This is a genomic window from Paenibacillus sp. FSL R5-0914, from assembly GCF_038004525.1.
Lineage (GTDB): Bacteria > Bacillota > Bacilli > Paenibacillales > Paenibacillaceae > Paenibacillus_AQ.
Genome location: NZ_JBBORH010000002.1, coordinates 1,096,957 through 1,113,369, shown reverse-complemented (window position 1 = coordinate 1,113,369; position 16,413 = coordinate 1,096,957). Strand labels below are relative to the sequence as shown.

General features: G+C 44.1%; 13 protein-coding genes. 2 read left to right on the top strand and 11 right to left on the bottom strand.

All coding sequences use genetic code 11. The features are described from left to right. Positions 1-84 precede the first annotated feature (84 nt). Both MKX60_RS21055 and MKX60_RS21050 read right to left on the bottom strand, forming a co-directional pair. Positions 85-678: an RNA polymerase sigma factor gene (locus MKX60_RS21055; RefSeq protein ID WP_042188431.1), complete on the bottom strand. Its 594-nt coding sequence runs from the start codon at positions 676-678 to the stop codon at positions 85-87. 350 nt (positions 679-1,028) lie between these two features. Further along, positions 1,029-1,175: a hypothetical protein gene (locus MKX60_RS21050; protein WP_179085726.1), complete on the bottom strand. Its 147-nt coding sequence runs from the start codon at positions 1,173-1,175 to the stop codon at positions 1,029-1,031. A gap of 58 nt (positions 1,176-1,233) precedes the next feature. Here MKX60_RS21050 and MKX60_RS21045 point away from each other — a divergent pair, with 58 nt between their 5' ends. Next, positions 1,234-1,761: a DUF1036 domain-containing protein gene (locus MKX60_RS21045; protein WP_341060864.1), complete on the top strand. Its 528-nt coding sequence runs from the start codon at positions 1,234-1,236 to the stop codon at positions 1,759-1,761. A gap of 67 nt (positions 1,762-1,828) precedes the next feature. Here the strand turns inward: MKX60_RS21045 and cydC are convergent, their stop codons facing one another. From cydC to MKX60_RS21015, 6 genes are all read right to left on the bottom strand, one after another. After that, on the bottom strand, positions 1,829-3,556 hold the full coding sequence (cydC, locus tag MKX60_RS21040; protein WP_076299834.1) for a thiol reductant ABC exporter subunit CydC: 1,728 nt from the start codon (positions 3,554-3,556) through the stop codon (positions 1,829-1,831). Beyond that, complete coding sequence (cydD, locus tag MKX60_RS21035; protein ID WP_371915718.1) at positions 3,553-5,352, bottom strand: thiol reductant ABC exporter subunit CydD; 1,800 nt, start codon at positions 5,350-5,352, stop codon at positions 3,553-3,555. The genes cydC and cydD overlap by 4 nt, the downstream gene beginning before the upstream one ends. A 101-nt stretch (positions 5,353-5,453) precedes the next feature. Beyond that, entirely contained in the window at positions 5,454-6,470 is a 1,017-nt protein-coding gene (locus MKX60_RS21030; protein WP_042188427.1) for a cytochrome d ubiquinol oxidase subunit II, read from the bottom strand. Beyond that, a complete protein-coding gene (locus tag MKX60_RS21025) occupies positions 6,467-7,831 on the bottom strand; it encodes a cytochrome ubiquinol oxidase subunit I (RefSeq protein ID WP_076283693.1) in 1,365 nt (454 codons plus the stop codon). Before MKX60_RS21025 ends, MKX60_RS21030 begins: the two co-directional genes overlap by 4 nt. 537 nt (positions 7,832-8,368) lie before the next feature. Next, on the bottom strand, positions 8,369-9,220 hold the full coding sequence (locus MKX60_RS21020) for a GNAT family N-acetyltransferase (RefSeq protein WP_076283694.1): 852 nt from the start codon (positions 9,218-9,220) through the stop codon (positions 8,369-8,371). Between the two features lie 61 nt (positions 9,221-9,281). Further along, the gene (locus MKX60_RS21015) at positions 9,282-11,129 is read right to left on the bottom strand and encodes a hypothetical protein (protein ID WP_341060863.1); all 1,848 of its coding nucleotides are present in this window, start codon (positions 11,127-11,129) and stop codon (positions 9,282-9,284) included. 196 nt (positions 11,130-11,325) lie between these two features. On the opposite strand from MKX60_RS21015, the gene MKX60_RS21010 reads away from it, so the two are divergent. Continuing rightward, on the top strand, positions 11,326-11,844 hold the full coding sequence (locus MKX60_RS21010; RefSeq protein WP_179086711.1) for a TetR/AcrR family transcriptional regulator: 519 nt from the start codon (positions 11,326-11,328) through the stop codon (positions 11,842-11,844). Between the two features lie 123 nt (positions 11,845-11,967). On the opposite strand, the gene MKX60_RS21005 is transcribed toward MKX60_RS21010, so the two are convergent. Genes MKX60_RS21005 through MKX60_RS20995 form a run of 3 tightly spaced genes read right to left on the bottom strand, consistent with a single transcriptional unit; the run spans position 11,968 to position 16,407 of the window. Continuing rightward, entirely contained in the window at positions 11,968-12,861 is an 894-nt protein-coding gene (locus MKX60_RS21005; RefSeq protein WP_076283696.1) for a glycoside hydrolase family 43 protein, read from the bottom strand. A 41-nt stretch (positions 12,862-12,902) separates the two neighbouring features. Further along, on the bottom strand, positions 12,903-14,951 hold the full coding sequence (locus MKX60_RS21000) for a glycosyl hydrolase family 28 protein (protein ID WP_081393027.1): 2,049 nt from the start codon (positions 14,949-14,951) through the stop codon (positions 12,903-12,905). After that, positions 14,938-16,407, bottom strand: coding sequence for a glycosyl hydrolase family 28 protein (locus tag MKX60_RS20995; protein ID WP_076299830.1), 1,470 nt, complete (start codon positions 16,405-16,407; stop codon positions 14,938-14,940). The genes MKX60_RS21000 and MKX60_RS20995 overlap by 14 nt, the downstream gene beginning before the upstream one ends. Between the last annotated feature and the right edge of the window lie 6 nt (positions 16,408-16,413).

The window sequence follows — 16,413 nt, the reverse complement described above, 5'->3', positions numbered from 1 at the left end:
AAAAACCTCTCCTTTTCTTTTGGCTTAGCATGTAATATTCTCATTACTTTTCCTGTCAAGTCGGCGTCGGGAATGCGCGGGTCATCAAACAGTTTTTTCAAATCCCGATCCCTGTCCATATTCATACACTCCCACTCCCTTCACTTGAGCATAATACTTTCGAAATTTTGCAGATGCACGTTCGTATTTTTTACGAAGGCTGGCACTGTTTTTGCCGAGAATCAATCCGATCTCCTGGTAGCTTTTATCCTCGACACAACGTAAGATTAACAAATTACGCTCTTCCGCCGATAATTTTGCCATGGCTTGATGTACGGATTCATCAAAATAGTTGGCTTCAATATGCAAGTCGACTTCATTATTTTCTTTCTCATCCTGGTAAAAGAAAGGCAAATATTTCACCAACTTTCGCTTACGGATGATGTCGATACATTGATGGTAGGCAATCTTGTATACCCAGGCGCCAAAATCTATTTGATATTGGGTATATTTCTTCAAGGTGCGGAATGTCTTCAAAAATACTTCCTGTGCGTTATCCTCGGCTTCGGCGTAATTGCCCAGCATATGATAACAGTAGAGAAAAATCGGTTTTTGATAAACCTCCATGATTTTTTCGAATTTTTCTGTGTCCCCATCCAACACATCTGCAATGATCTGACTTAACTCCGTATCATTCAAGCTGTCTCCCCCCCTTTCACTCTATACAACGAAGAGCTCGACCCAAAATGTGACAGCAATTGTTTATGTATTAAGCCATAGTTACTTACTTTAAATATTTTTTTCTTTTGTTGTATGTGAAAATTCATAGTCAGTTAGAGCCGCATCATAGACAAAGCCTGCAACCCCCTACACAGCATAAATGCGTTCATCTTCTTCATAAACCTTAGGAATATCAAGACTATGTATCATCACATTTTCTGTAGTAGATTCAAAGAAAAAACGGATTTTGGTGTTTACCTAAATCTTATATAAAAAACGAAAGGTGCCCTAAACAGCCATAAAATGGCTTTCTGGACACCGCAAGAGAATTAATCAGTCTTTTGTTTTAGATATTCATCTTGGTACGATTGTTGAAATAAAACTGTAATAAGTAGTGCTAGAACTTCATAAATCCAAATCGTCAGTTTACTCATGAGCAGCCCAATCGATTCGAAATTGTTTCTCTTGCTGTCCATTTCCTTCTCCTATTAAACTGCATACTTTATTCTATTAACAAGAAGGGAGCTGAATGCAATGGGACTTAGTTTTCGTAACAATACGAGTTTAACTGTATATGTTGCCTTCGCATATCACTCCTCTGCAAGCTGTAATCAGGGCTCTAACCCCTTGATACCTTGGCCCAGCTGGTATGAAGCGGTAGGTTGGTACACAATAAATCCAGGTCAAACGGTAGAGGTATTGAGTGGGGCAGTCAACAATCGAGAGATATATTACTATGCTGAATCTACAGATAGGAGTCTTGTATGGTCAGGTGTTAACTATCTTACTCTACCGCAAAATGCTTTCAAACTTTGTGGTGGCGCAGGTTACTGTGATGCTCCGCTTTGTAGAAGGCTAGGATTGAGAAAAATCAGTATTGGTAACTTCAGAAATTATACAGTTAATATTGTATCTAGTAATATTCAAAGTCAATCTAAGTTTTTAAATGTCAACACGGCAGTTCCTGGTAAAAAGAAGAATGTTGGCCGGAGTACCTCTCCTATTAAAGGTCTTCGAGTTGTACGGCCTGCTGCTGGCAGAAAATCTATCTCGAAACGTTAAGCGAAAAAATGCAGAAACAGTCTGGACTTTCCTATTCAGTCCAAGACTGTTTCTACTTTTCAAAACATCACACTCCAACTTCTCCGATCATTTGCTGTTCGATTTGTTTCATCTCATAAAAATAGCCTTTTTGCCCCATCAACTCCGAATAGGAACCCGTTTCGACTACCTTGCCTTGGTCCATGACCACAATCCGGTCCATCTCTTCCAATCCGGTTAGCCGATGACAAATCATGAGAAGCGTATCATTAGCCGCCTGTGCGTAGAGATGCTTCAAAACGTGATGCTCTGTCACATAATCCAGCGATGAAGTTGGTTCGTCCAGAAGCCATACCCGTCCTTTGCGGAGCATCGCTCGCGCCAGAGCCAACCGCTGCTTCTCGCCGTCTGACAGATTCTCTCCTTTTTCATACACCATATCGGTCAACGATGTATCGGGCAGCTGCATTTTAGCTAGCACATCCAACAATTGTTCGTCAGTATGTTCTTCTCCATTTAGCAGCAGGTTTTCCCGGATCGTTCCCCGGAAAAAATGACTTTGCTGAAACACTACATTAGCCGTTTGCCAAATGCTCGTCTCATCCAGTTCCTTCACCGAAGTGCCGTTTAATCGTATATCTCCAGCCGTTGGTGTTCGCAGTTTGAGCAGCAATTCGATAATTGTTGATTTTCCTGACCCACTCGGCCCGACAATCGCCGTTTTGGAGCCAGGTAAAATGTGCAGGGAAACATCCCTGAGCGCCGGTCTCCACTCCCCTTCATATTGAAACGTAACATCGGATAGCTCCATCGTAACGGCATGTTCAACTGACAATGTGCCACTTGGCTGCGAAGACTGCTCATCAAAGGTCTGAACTGTTTCCGTCAGTCGTTTGGCTGCGTGTTCGCTATCCTCTTTATACGCGGGTAATGTGGCCATAGCCGTCGCTTCTTCAAATACGGTTTGTGATGCCATAACCAACATGGCAAGAAATACGCCTGCAAGCGCTCCTTCCATAATTAAATAGGCGCCGAGCGTCAGCACTCCCCAGGAAACGAGAAACGTAACAAAAGTGTGCATCGATTGCCCGCGCAACAAGTGCCCGGCTGCTCGTTGCTGTTCAGTTGCCAATACAGCGGAAGCGTGCTGAAGCTGCTCCTCCCGCTGTGCCAATTGACCGTATACTTTTAAATCCCGGAAACCGTACAACACTTCTGTAACTTCCGTGGACAGCTGCGCCCTCTGCTCACGAACGCGTCCATGTATTCTCCGCTGCCCGAGTAACACAATTCCCGGTACAACGAATGCCGTTATCAGCATACCTAATACAAACAAAACGGCAATCCAGATCGAATAGGTAGAAGTAAACAGCACCGTAGCCAAAAACACCATGACGACCATGATCGGAGGATAAGCGACTCGCAAGAAATAATTTTGTAAACTTTCGACATCCCCAACGATCCGCGCAAGCAGATCCCCGCTTCGATTTTTGTTCAATATACCAGGCGTTAAAGGAATAAGCTTGGCAAAAAAGGATGTACGTAAACGGCTAAGCATGGAGAATGTCGCCCGGTGAGAATATAAGCGTTCTCCATAACGACTCGCCGCCCGAAGCAGACCAAGCAGTTTGACCATCGAGGTGAGTACAATTAAAGTATAAAGCGGCGGCGCAAATACCGTTTGCGAAATTAGATACCCGCTCGCAGAAAAGAGTGCCACACCGGCTATGCCGGCGATAAATCCACCCAAAATCGAAAGAATGATATCCTTACGCTCCTGAATCATCGCCTTTGACAGAACGGCCAGTTCATTCATGAGGATATCCCCCCTTTCCGCTCTACATCAATCATCTCGGCATATTGAGGCAGGCGCCCCAGAAGCTCTTCATGCCGTCCGGAGTCCACCAACACTCCATTGTCCATAAACAAAATCTTGTCGGCTTGTTGAATCGTATATAATCGGTGAGCCACCGTAATCATCGTAGCCGTTTTTGCCAGTTTGGCTATGGAGCGTTGCAGTACCCGCTCGGTGTGCAAATCCAGTCCAACTGTGGGTTCATCAAACAAAATGATAGCAGGACGCTTCAAAAAAGCGCGTGCTAAGGCAAGCCGTTGCTTTTCCCCACCAGACAGTCCCCTGCCTCCTTCACCAACAAAGGTATCAAATCCATGCTCCAATTGGGCTGTAAGCGCAGTGAGTCCTGCTTCCTCCCCCGCCCGCTCAATTTCTGCCCTGGAGATGCTCCCACGAGCACCAATCGCAATATTTTCAGAAAATGTGCCTGCAAAAATATACGGATGCTGTGTAATGTAGCTAACATGTTCGAACCATTCAGTTTCATCGTATTGCGAGAGTGGACTACCATTCACCAGAAGCGTTCCAGATTCTGGTTTTAGCAGACCGGCAATGAGATGGAGCAAAGTCGTTTTACCGGAACCACTTTTACCTACAATCGCAATATGTTCTCCCGGTTTAAACTGGATCCGACCCGTCTCAAGCTTGAATGAATCTGGAGCATATTGAAACTGAAGATGATTTATTTCCATGGATGGCGGTACTGAAAGATCATTGGAATTTGCAATTTCCAATTTGCTTCCCCTGTCGACTCTATCCATGCTGTCGATCTCGTCGAGTCCATCGGTTGTTAATGCTTCTTCAACGCTATTCGCGTCCCTGCTCTCCCCTGCCGGTTCTTCAAGCATCTGTTCCACCTTACGAACCGCACCCATACTTGTCCGGCCACTGTGAAAGGCCGTTCCCGTATTCTTTAAAAGGTTGTAAAACTCGGGAACGAGCAACAACACGAGAAAGGCGGTGTGGAACGTCATAGATTTGAAAACAAGCAATTGGATGGCCAGCTCAAGAGCGACAATGCCAATGCTTAGCATCACAATCGATTCCAGCATGAAGGTATTCGTAAACGCAATCTTCAAAATGCCCATTGTGGCATCACGGTAACTAAGGCTACTGTGTTCAATTTTCTGTTGCTGACGGTGTGCCCGTCCAAATATTTTTAACGTCACCAGCCCTTGAAGAGAATCCAGAAAAGTACCTGAAAACTCGGCCAGCTGCGCATATTTTTCTTCGGATTTGTTCTTCGTTTTCAGCCCTACCAAAATCATGAATAGCGGGATGAATGGAGCTGTAAATAATAGAATGAAACCTGTGTTGGCATGTTGGATAAATGTAACGACCAAAATCAGAATCGGGATGATAGCAGCTTCCATCATACGCGGCATGTACTGACTGAAATAACTATCAGCCTCATCCACAGCATCAAGAGCAATACTGACCTTGCCTCCCGTCTGTCCACGAAGGGTGGAAGGCATGGAAGCATGGGTCAAGTTTTGCAGCACGGCTGCGCGCATATTTGTCTTGGCAGTGGCAGCCATACGCAAGCCAACTTTACCGTTTCCATATGACAACAATGTGCGTACAGCCATAACAGCCAGAAGAATGCCGAGCAACAGGATAACCGATGAAAATGAAGCTCTCTCCACAAAAATCCGTTGGACTGCTTCAGCAAGCAGTCCAGCCTGACTCACAATAGCTGTACCAAGCGCGAGCGAAAGGATCGCGAGGAGGGCCATATTTTTTCTTTGTGAAGACATTTGTTGAGAAATCAGACTGGATTTCCTCGGCACAGATCACACCTCCTTTATATATAGGCTTGTAGAGAAACCTCATACACGCCGTAATGGATCAATTAGCTTTATTTTTTCCCTTTTACATAATCCGCATCAAACAGGAAGAGCTTGAAGACCAGAATAAGGGATGGGATCAACAGGCACAGACCGCCGATAAACACAACAACTAACGCTAAGCCCATTGCTGGTGAAGTTGCACTGCTCTGAATCGTGATATACGGATCGAGAATATAAGGGTATTGCCCAATCCCATAAGCGAAAAAGGCACAGAAAAATTGCAGCATGATGCATATGAAAGCTAATCCGTAACGGCGTCCGTTATATAACAGCCACATCGCGATCATGAAGAAAGCAACGGAAAGTGCCAAGAGCCACCATAAATCCATCATATTTTGAAAATGCCGCTCATTGTGTTGACCCAAATAGATAAATGCTGTCAGTGCGAGAATTATCGTCGGTGTGCTCCAAAACAGGGCGTAGTTCCGCATCAGCTTCAACGCGGAATGATCCTCTGCACGAGATGCGTAAAAAGTCAGAAATGAGCCGCTTATGAACAAAACGGACACGATTGCCAGTCCAACGATGCTCCACGATAACGGATTGGTAAACAGCGCCCAGTAGTCCAGAGAAACCGTCTCAGCCTGCTTCACAATAAAGCCGCCTTCAGACAAAGTAAGTGCCACTGACAACGAAGCCGGAATAAGCAGACCTGTAGCTCCGTACAAAAAAAGATATACTATGTTTTTCTTGGAACCATAATTTTCAAAAGCGTAGAACGAACCGCGAATCGCAAGAAGAATAACTGCAATACTTCCCGGAACAAGCAGCGCGGAGCCATAATAATAGGCTGTGTCCGGAAAAAATCCGACGATGCCAATATAGAAAAAGATAAAAAATACATTTGTAATCTCCCATACGGGTGATAAATATCGGGAAATCAGACGATTAATGAGATGATCCTGCTTCGTCAAACGGGCATAAAAGGCGAAGAATCCCGCTCCGAAATCAATGGAAGCTATAATTAAATAGCCGTACAAGAATAGCCAGAGCACCGAGATGCCAATTATTTCGTAACTCATCATTCAGTGCCCCCCTTTTCCACAGATTGATTAGGATGTTCCTTCATCCATTTCTCCATCTCAACTTCTGCCGGATTATTGTTGAACAAACGTCTTAGCACGATTACACACATACTGCCGAGTACGATGTACAAGAGCAATAAGGCGAAGAATATAATTCTTACATTCGGTGAAGTCGTGGCAGCCTCCTCTACACGCATATATCCACGGATAATCCACGGCTGTCGCCCAACCTCTGCATAAAACCAGCCCAGCTCTACAGCTAGAAAAGCGAGCGGTGCGATCAGTGCGATGATGCCAAGCATCCACTTGTTAAGCACATTTCGTTTTTTCCAGAACACAAACAGGAAGTACAGGACCGAAATCGCGAGCAGAGCAAATCCGATTCCAGCCATTAAATCAAACAGGTAGTGAACAAGAAGCGGTGGCCATTCTTCCTTGGGGAATTCCTCCAGCCCCGTTACCTCCGCATTAAAGTCTCCAAAGGCCAGGAAGCTGAGCACTTTCGGCAAATGAAGAGCCCCTATCACTTCATGCTCTGCATTCAGCCATCCCATTAGAACCAAGTCCACACCGCTACCCGTCTCAAAATGCCACTCTGCCGCTGCAAGCTTCTCTGGCTGATGCTCGGCCAAAAACTTGGCGGACACATCACCAGCTAATGTGTTCAGCAAGCTGAACAGCAAAACGACCGCCATCATGAGATTCAAGGATTTTTTGTGGTATGCGGACACTCCTTTTCTCAGCATCGCAAAGGCTGCAATCCCGGCTAACAAGGCAGCTCCTGTCAAATAGGCCGAGCTTAATACATGGAACACCTTGGAGAAGGTCGCCGTATTCAGCATCGCTTGCACCGGGTCAATCGCTGTGAATTGGCCCGCTTCCATGACAAAGCCTCCAGGCTGGTTCATGAATCCGTTCACCGTCGTAATAAAAACGGCAGACATGCCTGCCCCGGCGACAATCGGAATCGTCAACAGCCAATGGATATACGGATTTTTAAACCGATCCCACGTATACAAATAAATGCCCAGGAAGATGGCCTCAAAAAAGAACGCGAACACTTCCATGAATAACGGAAGTGCAATCACATTCCCAGCCAGTTTCATAAAATTCGGCCATACCAGGGCTAATTGTAGTGATATGGCTGTACCGGTCACGACACCAACCGCTACAGAAATGACAAATCCCCGAGACCATCTCTTTGCCATAAGTGTATAATGGGGATCCTTTTTGCGGATCCCGATGAACTCTGCAATAGCGATCATTAGCGGTATACCGACGCCAATCGTCGCAAAAATAACGTGGAACCCGAGAGTCAAGCCTGTCACCAGCCTGCTCCATAGCACCGTATCAATTGCCATTCTTTACTGCTCCCTTCAAACGCTGTTCATTTTTCGTCATAACTTGATGCTTATGATTAGGCCGGCTAATTCTGGGGCTGCATTCAATATCAGGTTTAGCAGGGCTCAGCGACATCGTTGCCTGTTCGTTTTAGTATGACGTTCCTCGTTCTTTGCTATGTAAAAAGAGAAAAATTTCACAAAGCAAGAGTTGGCGAGCCTGATTTACCTGATACTGAGCAGTCAAATTAACGTGACCTAATGATTAAAATCATCTTATCTTAAATTGCAAGTAATTCAATCACAGATATCTCTTAATCCCTAAATGTTCAAGAAAGGGTCAAATCTTTCTGACAACTCAGTGAATAACATAAAAAGAACCCAAAAGAGCTATTGATTCAATAGCGTATATATGATTTCACAAGTCTCCTCCTACTTCGATGTTAGAAAAAAACAATATTTCCTCATTTTAACCTCTAATATATACCCCCTTCTGCAACAAAAAAAACACTGACTCAAATCATCAGTGTTTTTGAATTAAAGCTAATGTCATCTTCGTCATGACAAATCTTTCTCCATTTCATATTGCTCGATGTATACGTCAAGACCAACACTTTGAAGGAAACGTATAGAATTTGTATCTCTTTTGTCTACATTATTGACGGTGATGATAGAATGTCTCTCTCCCATCCAATGGAATAAGGAACGCCCAAATCCCTGGTTTCTTTCTTCTCGCAAAATACCGAACTGTACAACTGCTCCGTTGGCCGATTTTATTACCGCGTATCCACAAATCTTATTCTCTTCCCTTATCGTGACCACATCGTATAAATGCGGATTTCGTAAAATTGCATGAACAGATTGTTCCCAAGAAGGTTCAAAATTCCAATAAGAATGTACCGATGTCCAATCGAATTCTTCCAGTCGAACCATAGTAATGAATGTATGTCTATGATCGTCCGGAAGGGTGACATCAATACGCCCCTTGAAACAAGCCAATTCTCTATGAATTTGAAATCCTATGGCGGTATACGCTTTTATAGCTTTATCATTCGTTTGAATCACTTCAAGCAAACACTTTTGAATATGAGCTTCTTTAAGGATGGGAAGAGCATGACGATAAATTTGTTCGACTAGCCGTCTCCCTCTATATAAAGGAACGACTCCTGTACCAGTATTAAATGCAGTACTTTCGCCGTTACGATCCCCGATGCCATGCATAACAAATGCAACCAGCTTCTCTTGATCAAAAGCACCAAACGACATCTGATAATTAACTCCCGCACCTGCAAATTTATCAGCTAAATACTCCGAAGAAACATGAAATGGAATTACATAATCGGAGAAGGCTTCGTTAAAGCAAGTTGTAAACTCTTGTAATTCAAGATCCTTAACACTTTTGATCAACATGTAGTTTTTTTCTCCTTTTTTTTGGTACTAAGTTCTTCATCATCAGCCAATCTCCAATTCATCATTTAGTACGGCCATAGAAAAAAGAATACCCATCTGACTTTCCAAGCTTAGTCGTCTCCGTTCCGTCCACTATCTTGACCGCTTTCAGTAACGATATAATTTGTGTATTCATGAGCTTTGCATCAAATTTGCCCATCTCTCTGTCTTCACTATCCACGAGCAGATAGTCGGGCATTGGAATGAAGCCAATCACCGGTATCCCTGCTTCAAATAAAGGCTGACTCTCTCCAAACTCAAACTTGTTATGTCCACGTAATAATACAGTACGTGTGCCGTCGGACTTTTCAATAGCTTTCAGCCATATGGACGCCATCATTTCATTGCCCGCATAGGTATATTCTGTACTTATTTTTCCAGTTGGTCTATAGTGACCCGTATCATCGTCCTTCCACTCCATACTGCCTAAATGCTCAACCGTAATTCCAGCTACAGCTTTCATATGGCCTTTCTTGCCATCCCAGAGCTCTCGATGCCCCTCCATCCAAGTGGAAGTCGCCTGAGAAGTTCCTTTGAAATCCGGTAATCTAAAATGGCCTGTCACAAAGGTGAAAATCATCGTACGTTCCGGCTGCTCCTGCTGTAAGTAACGAATCATGGACAGCATGCCCACAGCACCATTTTCCTCCACCACATTTATCCCATCCGTATGGGTATTTATGATAATCGCTTCATCTTTATTTTTCCCGTCAATTTTCACATAAAAGGATTCTGTTGGAGCATTTTTTTGTATTTCCGCTTCTAAAATAACCGTACCTTCTTTGTGCTCCTGGGCTGCACTGATCACCTTTTTCCCTTCCGTTTCATTGACCCAGATCGCAGGAATTCCAACATAAGCTGTAGTAAAAGGCACATACTGCTTTTCAACCTTATCGTCGGATACCCCTTTCCAGACAACAACAACAGCTTTCACACCCATTTCCTTCGCTTGCTCCAATTTAGCTTCTTTTAAAGCTGTAGTGAGGACTAGATCGCCTTCATTTGGGGCAATTTGGCTTTCCATTGGAGAGGAATCCCGCATGTTCATAACGATCCCACTTGGGAAATTTCTGAAATTCTCAATTTCAATGACAGCAATTTTTCCGCTGGCCTGGTCATACTCACCACGCTTCGTATATACCAGCTCCCCTGTTACCCCATTTTCGTCAGTTTCCCCGGAATAAGGAAAAGCTGAAGAGACATGAATTGACTGCTGATCAATCATTAAAGAGCTGCTCTTTTCTTCCCATCGGTCAAAAGTATAGTGATCACGATAAACTTTCAGCCCCATATCTGTTACCTGTTGCTCCAGCCATGAAATAAATTGATTATGACCCTCAGAGCCGGTTGTACGGCTTCCAAAAGAATTCATTACTTCAATATCCTTCAGCATCACTGCTGCAGAATCCAATTTACGTTCATCGATCGTCACAGCCGCATCAGCTGCTAATGCCACAGGTGTTGTAATAGGTTTTGAATAGATTCCAATACCCCAAAGTGCAGTAACGATAAGAGCAGCAATGCTGAATAACACTTTACGAACCACTATCAATGGAGTGACTCTTCTGCGCACCTTTTGTCCAAAGAGTCCTCTCCATATGCCCGCTACGATCAGCAGCAAGATAGAAAGCGCAAGCAGCCAAAATTCTCTTGTCAGTAAGTACAACCCTTCTGCCACCATCGCACTAATTAACACCACATGTAACTTTTCAAGCTTCTTTAAAAGTAAAAAAGAGATGCCTAATTCCGCTAACAAAAGGGTAATGGTCACTATCGAGATTACCGTTTCTTTGCCAATGAATACCGTAGCACAAAGTGCTAGGATCAAAAGCAGCCCCGCTGACAATCGTCTATATAAGTTTTCTAACATGACGCCCTCCCATTTTATCTACTACTATTTTGACATTACATTTGTAATGCCTTATGGTTTTAGCATATTGAAAAGACTCATGTAAAACAATAAAACGAACACCAGAATGTACAAACGGAGGGGATATGTCATCTCAAATCATGAATTATACAGTCCGAATACCTCTCAGCATCGTTCCAATAAAGAAACCAACCGTTTGACAAGAGAAGCCATCTGCACGGCATTAGTATACTTGATCCAGGAACAGCCTTTTAACAAAATCACCATCACCGATATTGTGAAGCGTGCAGGGGTCTCTCGAACGGCCTATTACAACAACTATTCCTCCAAGCAAGAGATCCTGGTGGATTTGGTCGATTCGCTTATTTTCGAAATTAATCAAAAACTCTTACCTTACACCAATGAATTAACAGGCAAAGCTAAAGAACCTCAAAAATTTATCAGAGTGCTTTTTGAAGTTGTTTTTCAGCAGCGGAACATCTACAAAGCACTTCAAAGCGCAAAATTTGATGATGTGATTCTGCATTGCTTGAATGAAATGATGCTCTCTACTGCTCACGACAAAAGCGATGAAAATGTGTACCGAATATACTTTAAAGCGGGGGCCCTCTATAATGTTCTCCTCAAATGGATACAATCCGACTTTGCAAAATCCATTGATGAGATGACCAAGATTTGTCTCGATGTATACCAAACACCAATGTCCCAGGAATAAGGGGTATTATCAGCAAAAAAACGTTCACTCATCAATCGATGGGTGAACGTTTTTTATACTCTGTAACGCAATGGGCATAATGAGGTGTAAGAGTGCCTTTAGCTTACTGGCATCAGGTCTTGCTCATATCCTGTTGACGATACGAACACTATCCCCAATCTCTTCCATTGAAAAAAAACAAGGCCGTTCAAAACTCACTGTATTGGGTTGGTGAATGGTTAGCATTAACTCGTCTTGCCAGGTATAAAACAGCATCCCGTGGCCTCCGTCCTGTGCAAACAGCGGTTGAGGCTCATGAATCCAAGGTCCCTGGATATGACCACTTTGCGATCTAGCAAGCCCGATTGCATATCCTGAGCTTGAGTAGCTTGACCACAGCAGCAGAAGTTTCCCGCTCAGCGTTCGATGTAAGAAAGGTCCATCTGTGACATAGTTTTCACCTGAATGAACAATAACATCCCCTGTATTAGATACGCTCCAGCCTGATTGTGATGCCGTAAACATATACTGCGGCGGTGCTAAGGCATGACGTAAATCGATGGATAACGGCATGCAGCAAATCGCACCATCTGATATTTGAGTCCATTCATGCGAGAAGACTATCCACGGTTGTTGATCTTCGTCGATATGCAAGGTTCCATCCAGACATTCCCAGTCCGGTGGTGTGATCGGTGTTTCACTGATGGGAACGAACGGACCCAAAGGTGTTTGTGCTTTTAGAATTTGAACGCCACGTGGCTTGTTTTCTGCCTTGAAGCTAGCGAGCATGTAATATGCATCCTGGTATAGATGTACCTCTGGTGCCCAGAATTGTTGTTCTGCCCAAAATCCAGGTGGTGGCGTAAACACGGAATACGGTCCTTCCCATTCCTCTAAATCATGACTTCGATAGGCTTGAAATCCTTGAGCCTTCCCAGTCCAAGGATTTGCATCGGTTGTTCCGTAAAGATAATATAGCTGCTCCTCGTCCACACGCAAAATAAACGGATCCCGTATTTGAATTTGTGTCGTATGCATATGATGTTCTCCTTATCTATCGTATTCATATCGCTAGTGGTTCAATCTATGAAAGTAATCTCAGGTGTCCACTTGGTCGAATCGTAGTCGGTTGTTCCGCGCTTATCCACCCGAAATGATATCACATCGCCTTTATTCAAGATCGTAGAGGCCGCTGTTTCATGTCCCATATTGTCATTGTACTCAAGGACTTGCCACTGACCATTGGAAGGCCAAATCATTTGGTTGTTCTTCCAAATGCTTACCGTCACCCCATCTCCACCATTAACGACCGATTTCTTAACGATCCCGTTAATCTCAATCTTCCCTGCACGTGGAGACACCCAATCTAACAGAATCTGCGTTACATCCGGATGAAAATAGAGCTCTCCATCCGCTTTCCATATCGCATCCCAAGCTTTTGGACCGTGCCAATGCATTGAACCATCTAAATTCCATACCATATCCCTTGTACCAACACCTGCCTGCCAAGTTCGATAAAACCAATGGTTCACTCCCTGTTCCATGGAAAACTGTTCAGCCGCATGATGAGTGGAACCATCAGGGAGTATCGGGCCGTCTGTCGTAATTCCATTTGGGTTCTCCGGTGAGTACAACTCCAGATTACGTGCAAATGAATTGACTCTGAAATATGCACTTTGGAAGGCTGATACGAATTGATCGCCTATTTGGATATTTTCAAATGTAATGTTTTCAATAAGGTGTGCTGCATCTCTACCATAAATACGAATCTCGTTCGAACCATCCGACATCGATGTTATATTTTTATAATGAACGTTGCGGATGACTCCAGGCCATTGCCAGTTTCCTGGTAAACTACCGAACCAGAAATCGTCTTCCATTGTAATATTAATGAGACGTTTGGCTTTCTCCACACGGATATCTTCGAACGTGATATTCTGGATCGTAGTCGCATTCAGCGCGCAAATATTGATTGCCGCCCGCTCTGTAAGCTGATCCGGGTAATTGATATCATCAAAATTTCGTAAGATATCGATATTTTTAAATTTGATATTGTCAAAGGTACTTGCTAGTGTTTCCGCCCCGATACCGATGGCATTGTTCGCATCACTCCAGAGCTGAGAATTTTGATAAGTTATATTGTAGGTCGGTGGTGCTGTTGCAGGATCCACAGCCGGATCATAGCCTGCATTACCTGTACCTTTGATCGCTACGCTGTCATCACTTGTATGAATAAAAGCATGGTCAAACAATACATCATGACTGTTTGCGATATTAAAGCCATCCGACGAAGCATAACGCGCATTAATCGCTTTGTAATTAAGCACATCTACTTGTGCGGACTTCCACATAAAAGCCGTCCACGCATTTTGGTCACGTGCTACGATCAGGTCGCGAATTTCTATATTTTTGCTATTTTTCAAAGCAAGTGCGACTTCGTCAAACCCATCACCGCTCACGTAATCGTTCAGCAATATGCCGCGTCCGCGTATCGTTACATTCTCAGAACCCTGCACGAGAAAGCGCCCCCGCACAATAGCACCCCCTGAAATATATACAGTCTGACCTGAAGTGATTTGTACGGGTCCTTGCGCAGACAGATCATAGTATCCAGGTGGGTAATAGATCACATGGCTATCCTGCATCGAAGGGATATTGGTTTCAGGTGAACGAACAAATAAATGAAGTACACGACCGTTATAATCACCATCCAGCAGTAACGTAACGTCGGTGTCAGGATTAACTTGTACAGATACGCTATTACCATTCCGTGTCCCTGAAAGCCCGAGCGAATGTGGAAGTAACTGATAGGAATTAAAAGGAAAATGTACGTTGATATTCACGTTGGTCAAACCCGAAGTATCCAATGCTGCATAGGAGACATTGTTGCCCCACGCGTTTTCTCCAGAAACATATACTGGAACAGATGTATTCCCCGCAGTTATCGTAAAATCAGAAGAAACATATTTTGACGGCAGACCACTTGGTACAGGGTAGGCCGTAACCATAGCATCCTCGGACGCCTGTGCGTAGCCAGCTGGTATGTTTGCGCTAAACAATACAATGAACGACAAAGAAAAAAACAGTACAAAAACAGCTTTAGGTAAATGAAACTTAGAATGAGCCATGATGATCCTTCCTTTCTTTGATGTGTATGTTGTTTACGTATGGATTTGTTTCTAGCCACAGTGTATCTGACGTGTGAGCAATGCCATCAGGTGTGTAGATGTGATCAAATAATATATCCTCTACCCGATGTTCTTCATCATAGCCCCATAACCGAACCGGCGCATTGGACGGTATACGTATATTTCGAAAACAAACCCTTTTGATTTGACCTGCATCGTTGTCAGTTGACCAGCGGTCGCGCATCAAAATGCAGTTCACCACACTGGAATCCTCCTGGTGAATCGTAATATCTTCAAACAGAATATCGGATATGGTACCACTGTCACAAAGTGCGATACACAACGCACCCAACTCATACGCCCAGCGAGCAAAGCTGTGGAATACCGTGCAATGGCGGAATGTCACGTTTCGAATATCACTCTTCGATTCGCCTGCAATGCCAAGTCCTCGTACTTTGTCATTCCACACCTCACAGTACTCTACGACAATATCATCACCACCTAGGATCGGAGCCGGTAACATTGCTTTCACGCAAATCGCATCGTCACCCGTACGAACAAAGCAATGACGAACACGAACATGTTGAGAACTGACGATATCAATGCCATCACTATTCTCGCGATAGCCAAACAAGGAAAGATGTTCGAACAATACATTTTTACAATGGAACGCCTCTACAGTCCAATGCGCAGCTCCAACCAGGATCGGCCCATCTACGATAACGTCTTCACAATCTGTAAAACACATCGTCCGGCGCGCATGCCAATCTAGTGCTGATGTATCAATGATCCCGCGGCCCAGAATACGAATACCTTGTTTGCCTTTAGCGAAGATAAAATCGTTGAAATTCGGCTTGCCAGCCCAATCAACACCCAGGATAGGTACCTCATCATTCTGAGGTGGAACAGCTCTTAATATAGCGCCTCCAGCGATATAAACCGTTTGATGATCACAAAGCTCCAAGTAACTAACCTCATGCACGCCCGGTCCAAAATATAGAACATGAGGTGACGCCAGATCGGGTATGCGGTTTTCAGGTGGCATTACAAAAATCGATAGAGGCGTATGGACCCGTCCGTTCACTTCCACAAGCAAATGACATGCTCCAACGACGGAACAATGAACCTGATTCTCCTCAACACGGTAGGTAACACCTTGTTCTTGTGAAAACACCGTCGCAGAGTGAAGTTTCCCTTGAAAAGTCATGCATAAATCAATGGCAACGTCATCGCCTAGTAGCTCGATGGTACAAAAGCTGTGCGGGCCACCAGACGTGACGGGTACTGCATATACAGGCACCTTTTGACCTTGCACATGAACATCCCAATCCAGAGAAAGTGCTAGACTATCGGTATAGGCATTGTAAGCGTCAGCGCCACGACGCATAAAATCTAAACGATTCTTAATGGGCTTAATTTGTGATGGCACTTCGAAAATGCGAAATGCTGTTTCCATACTCTA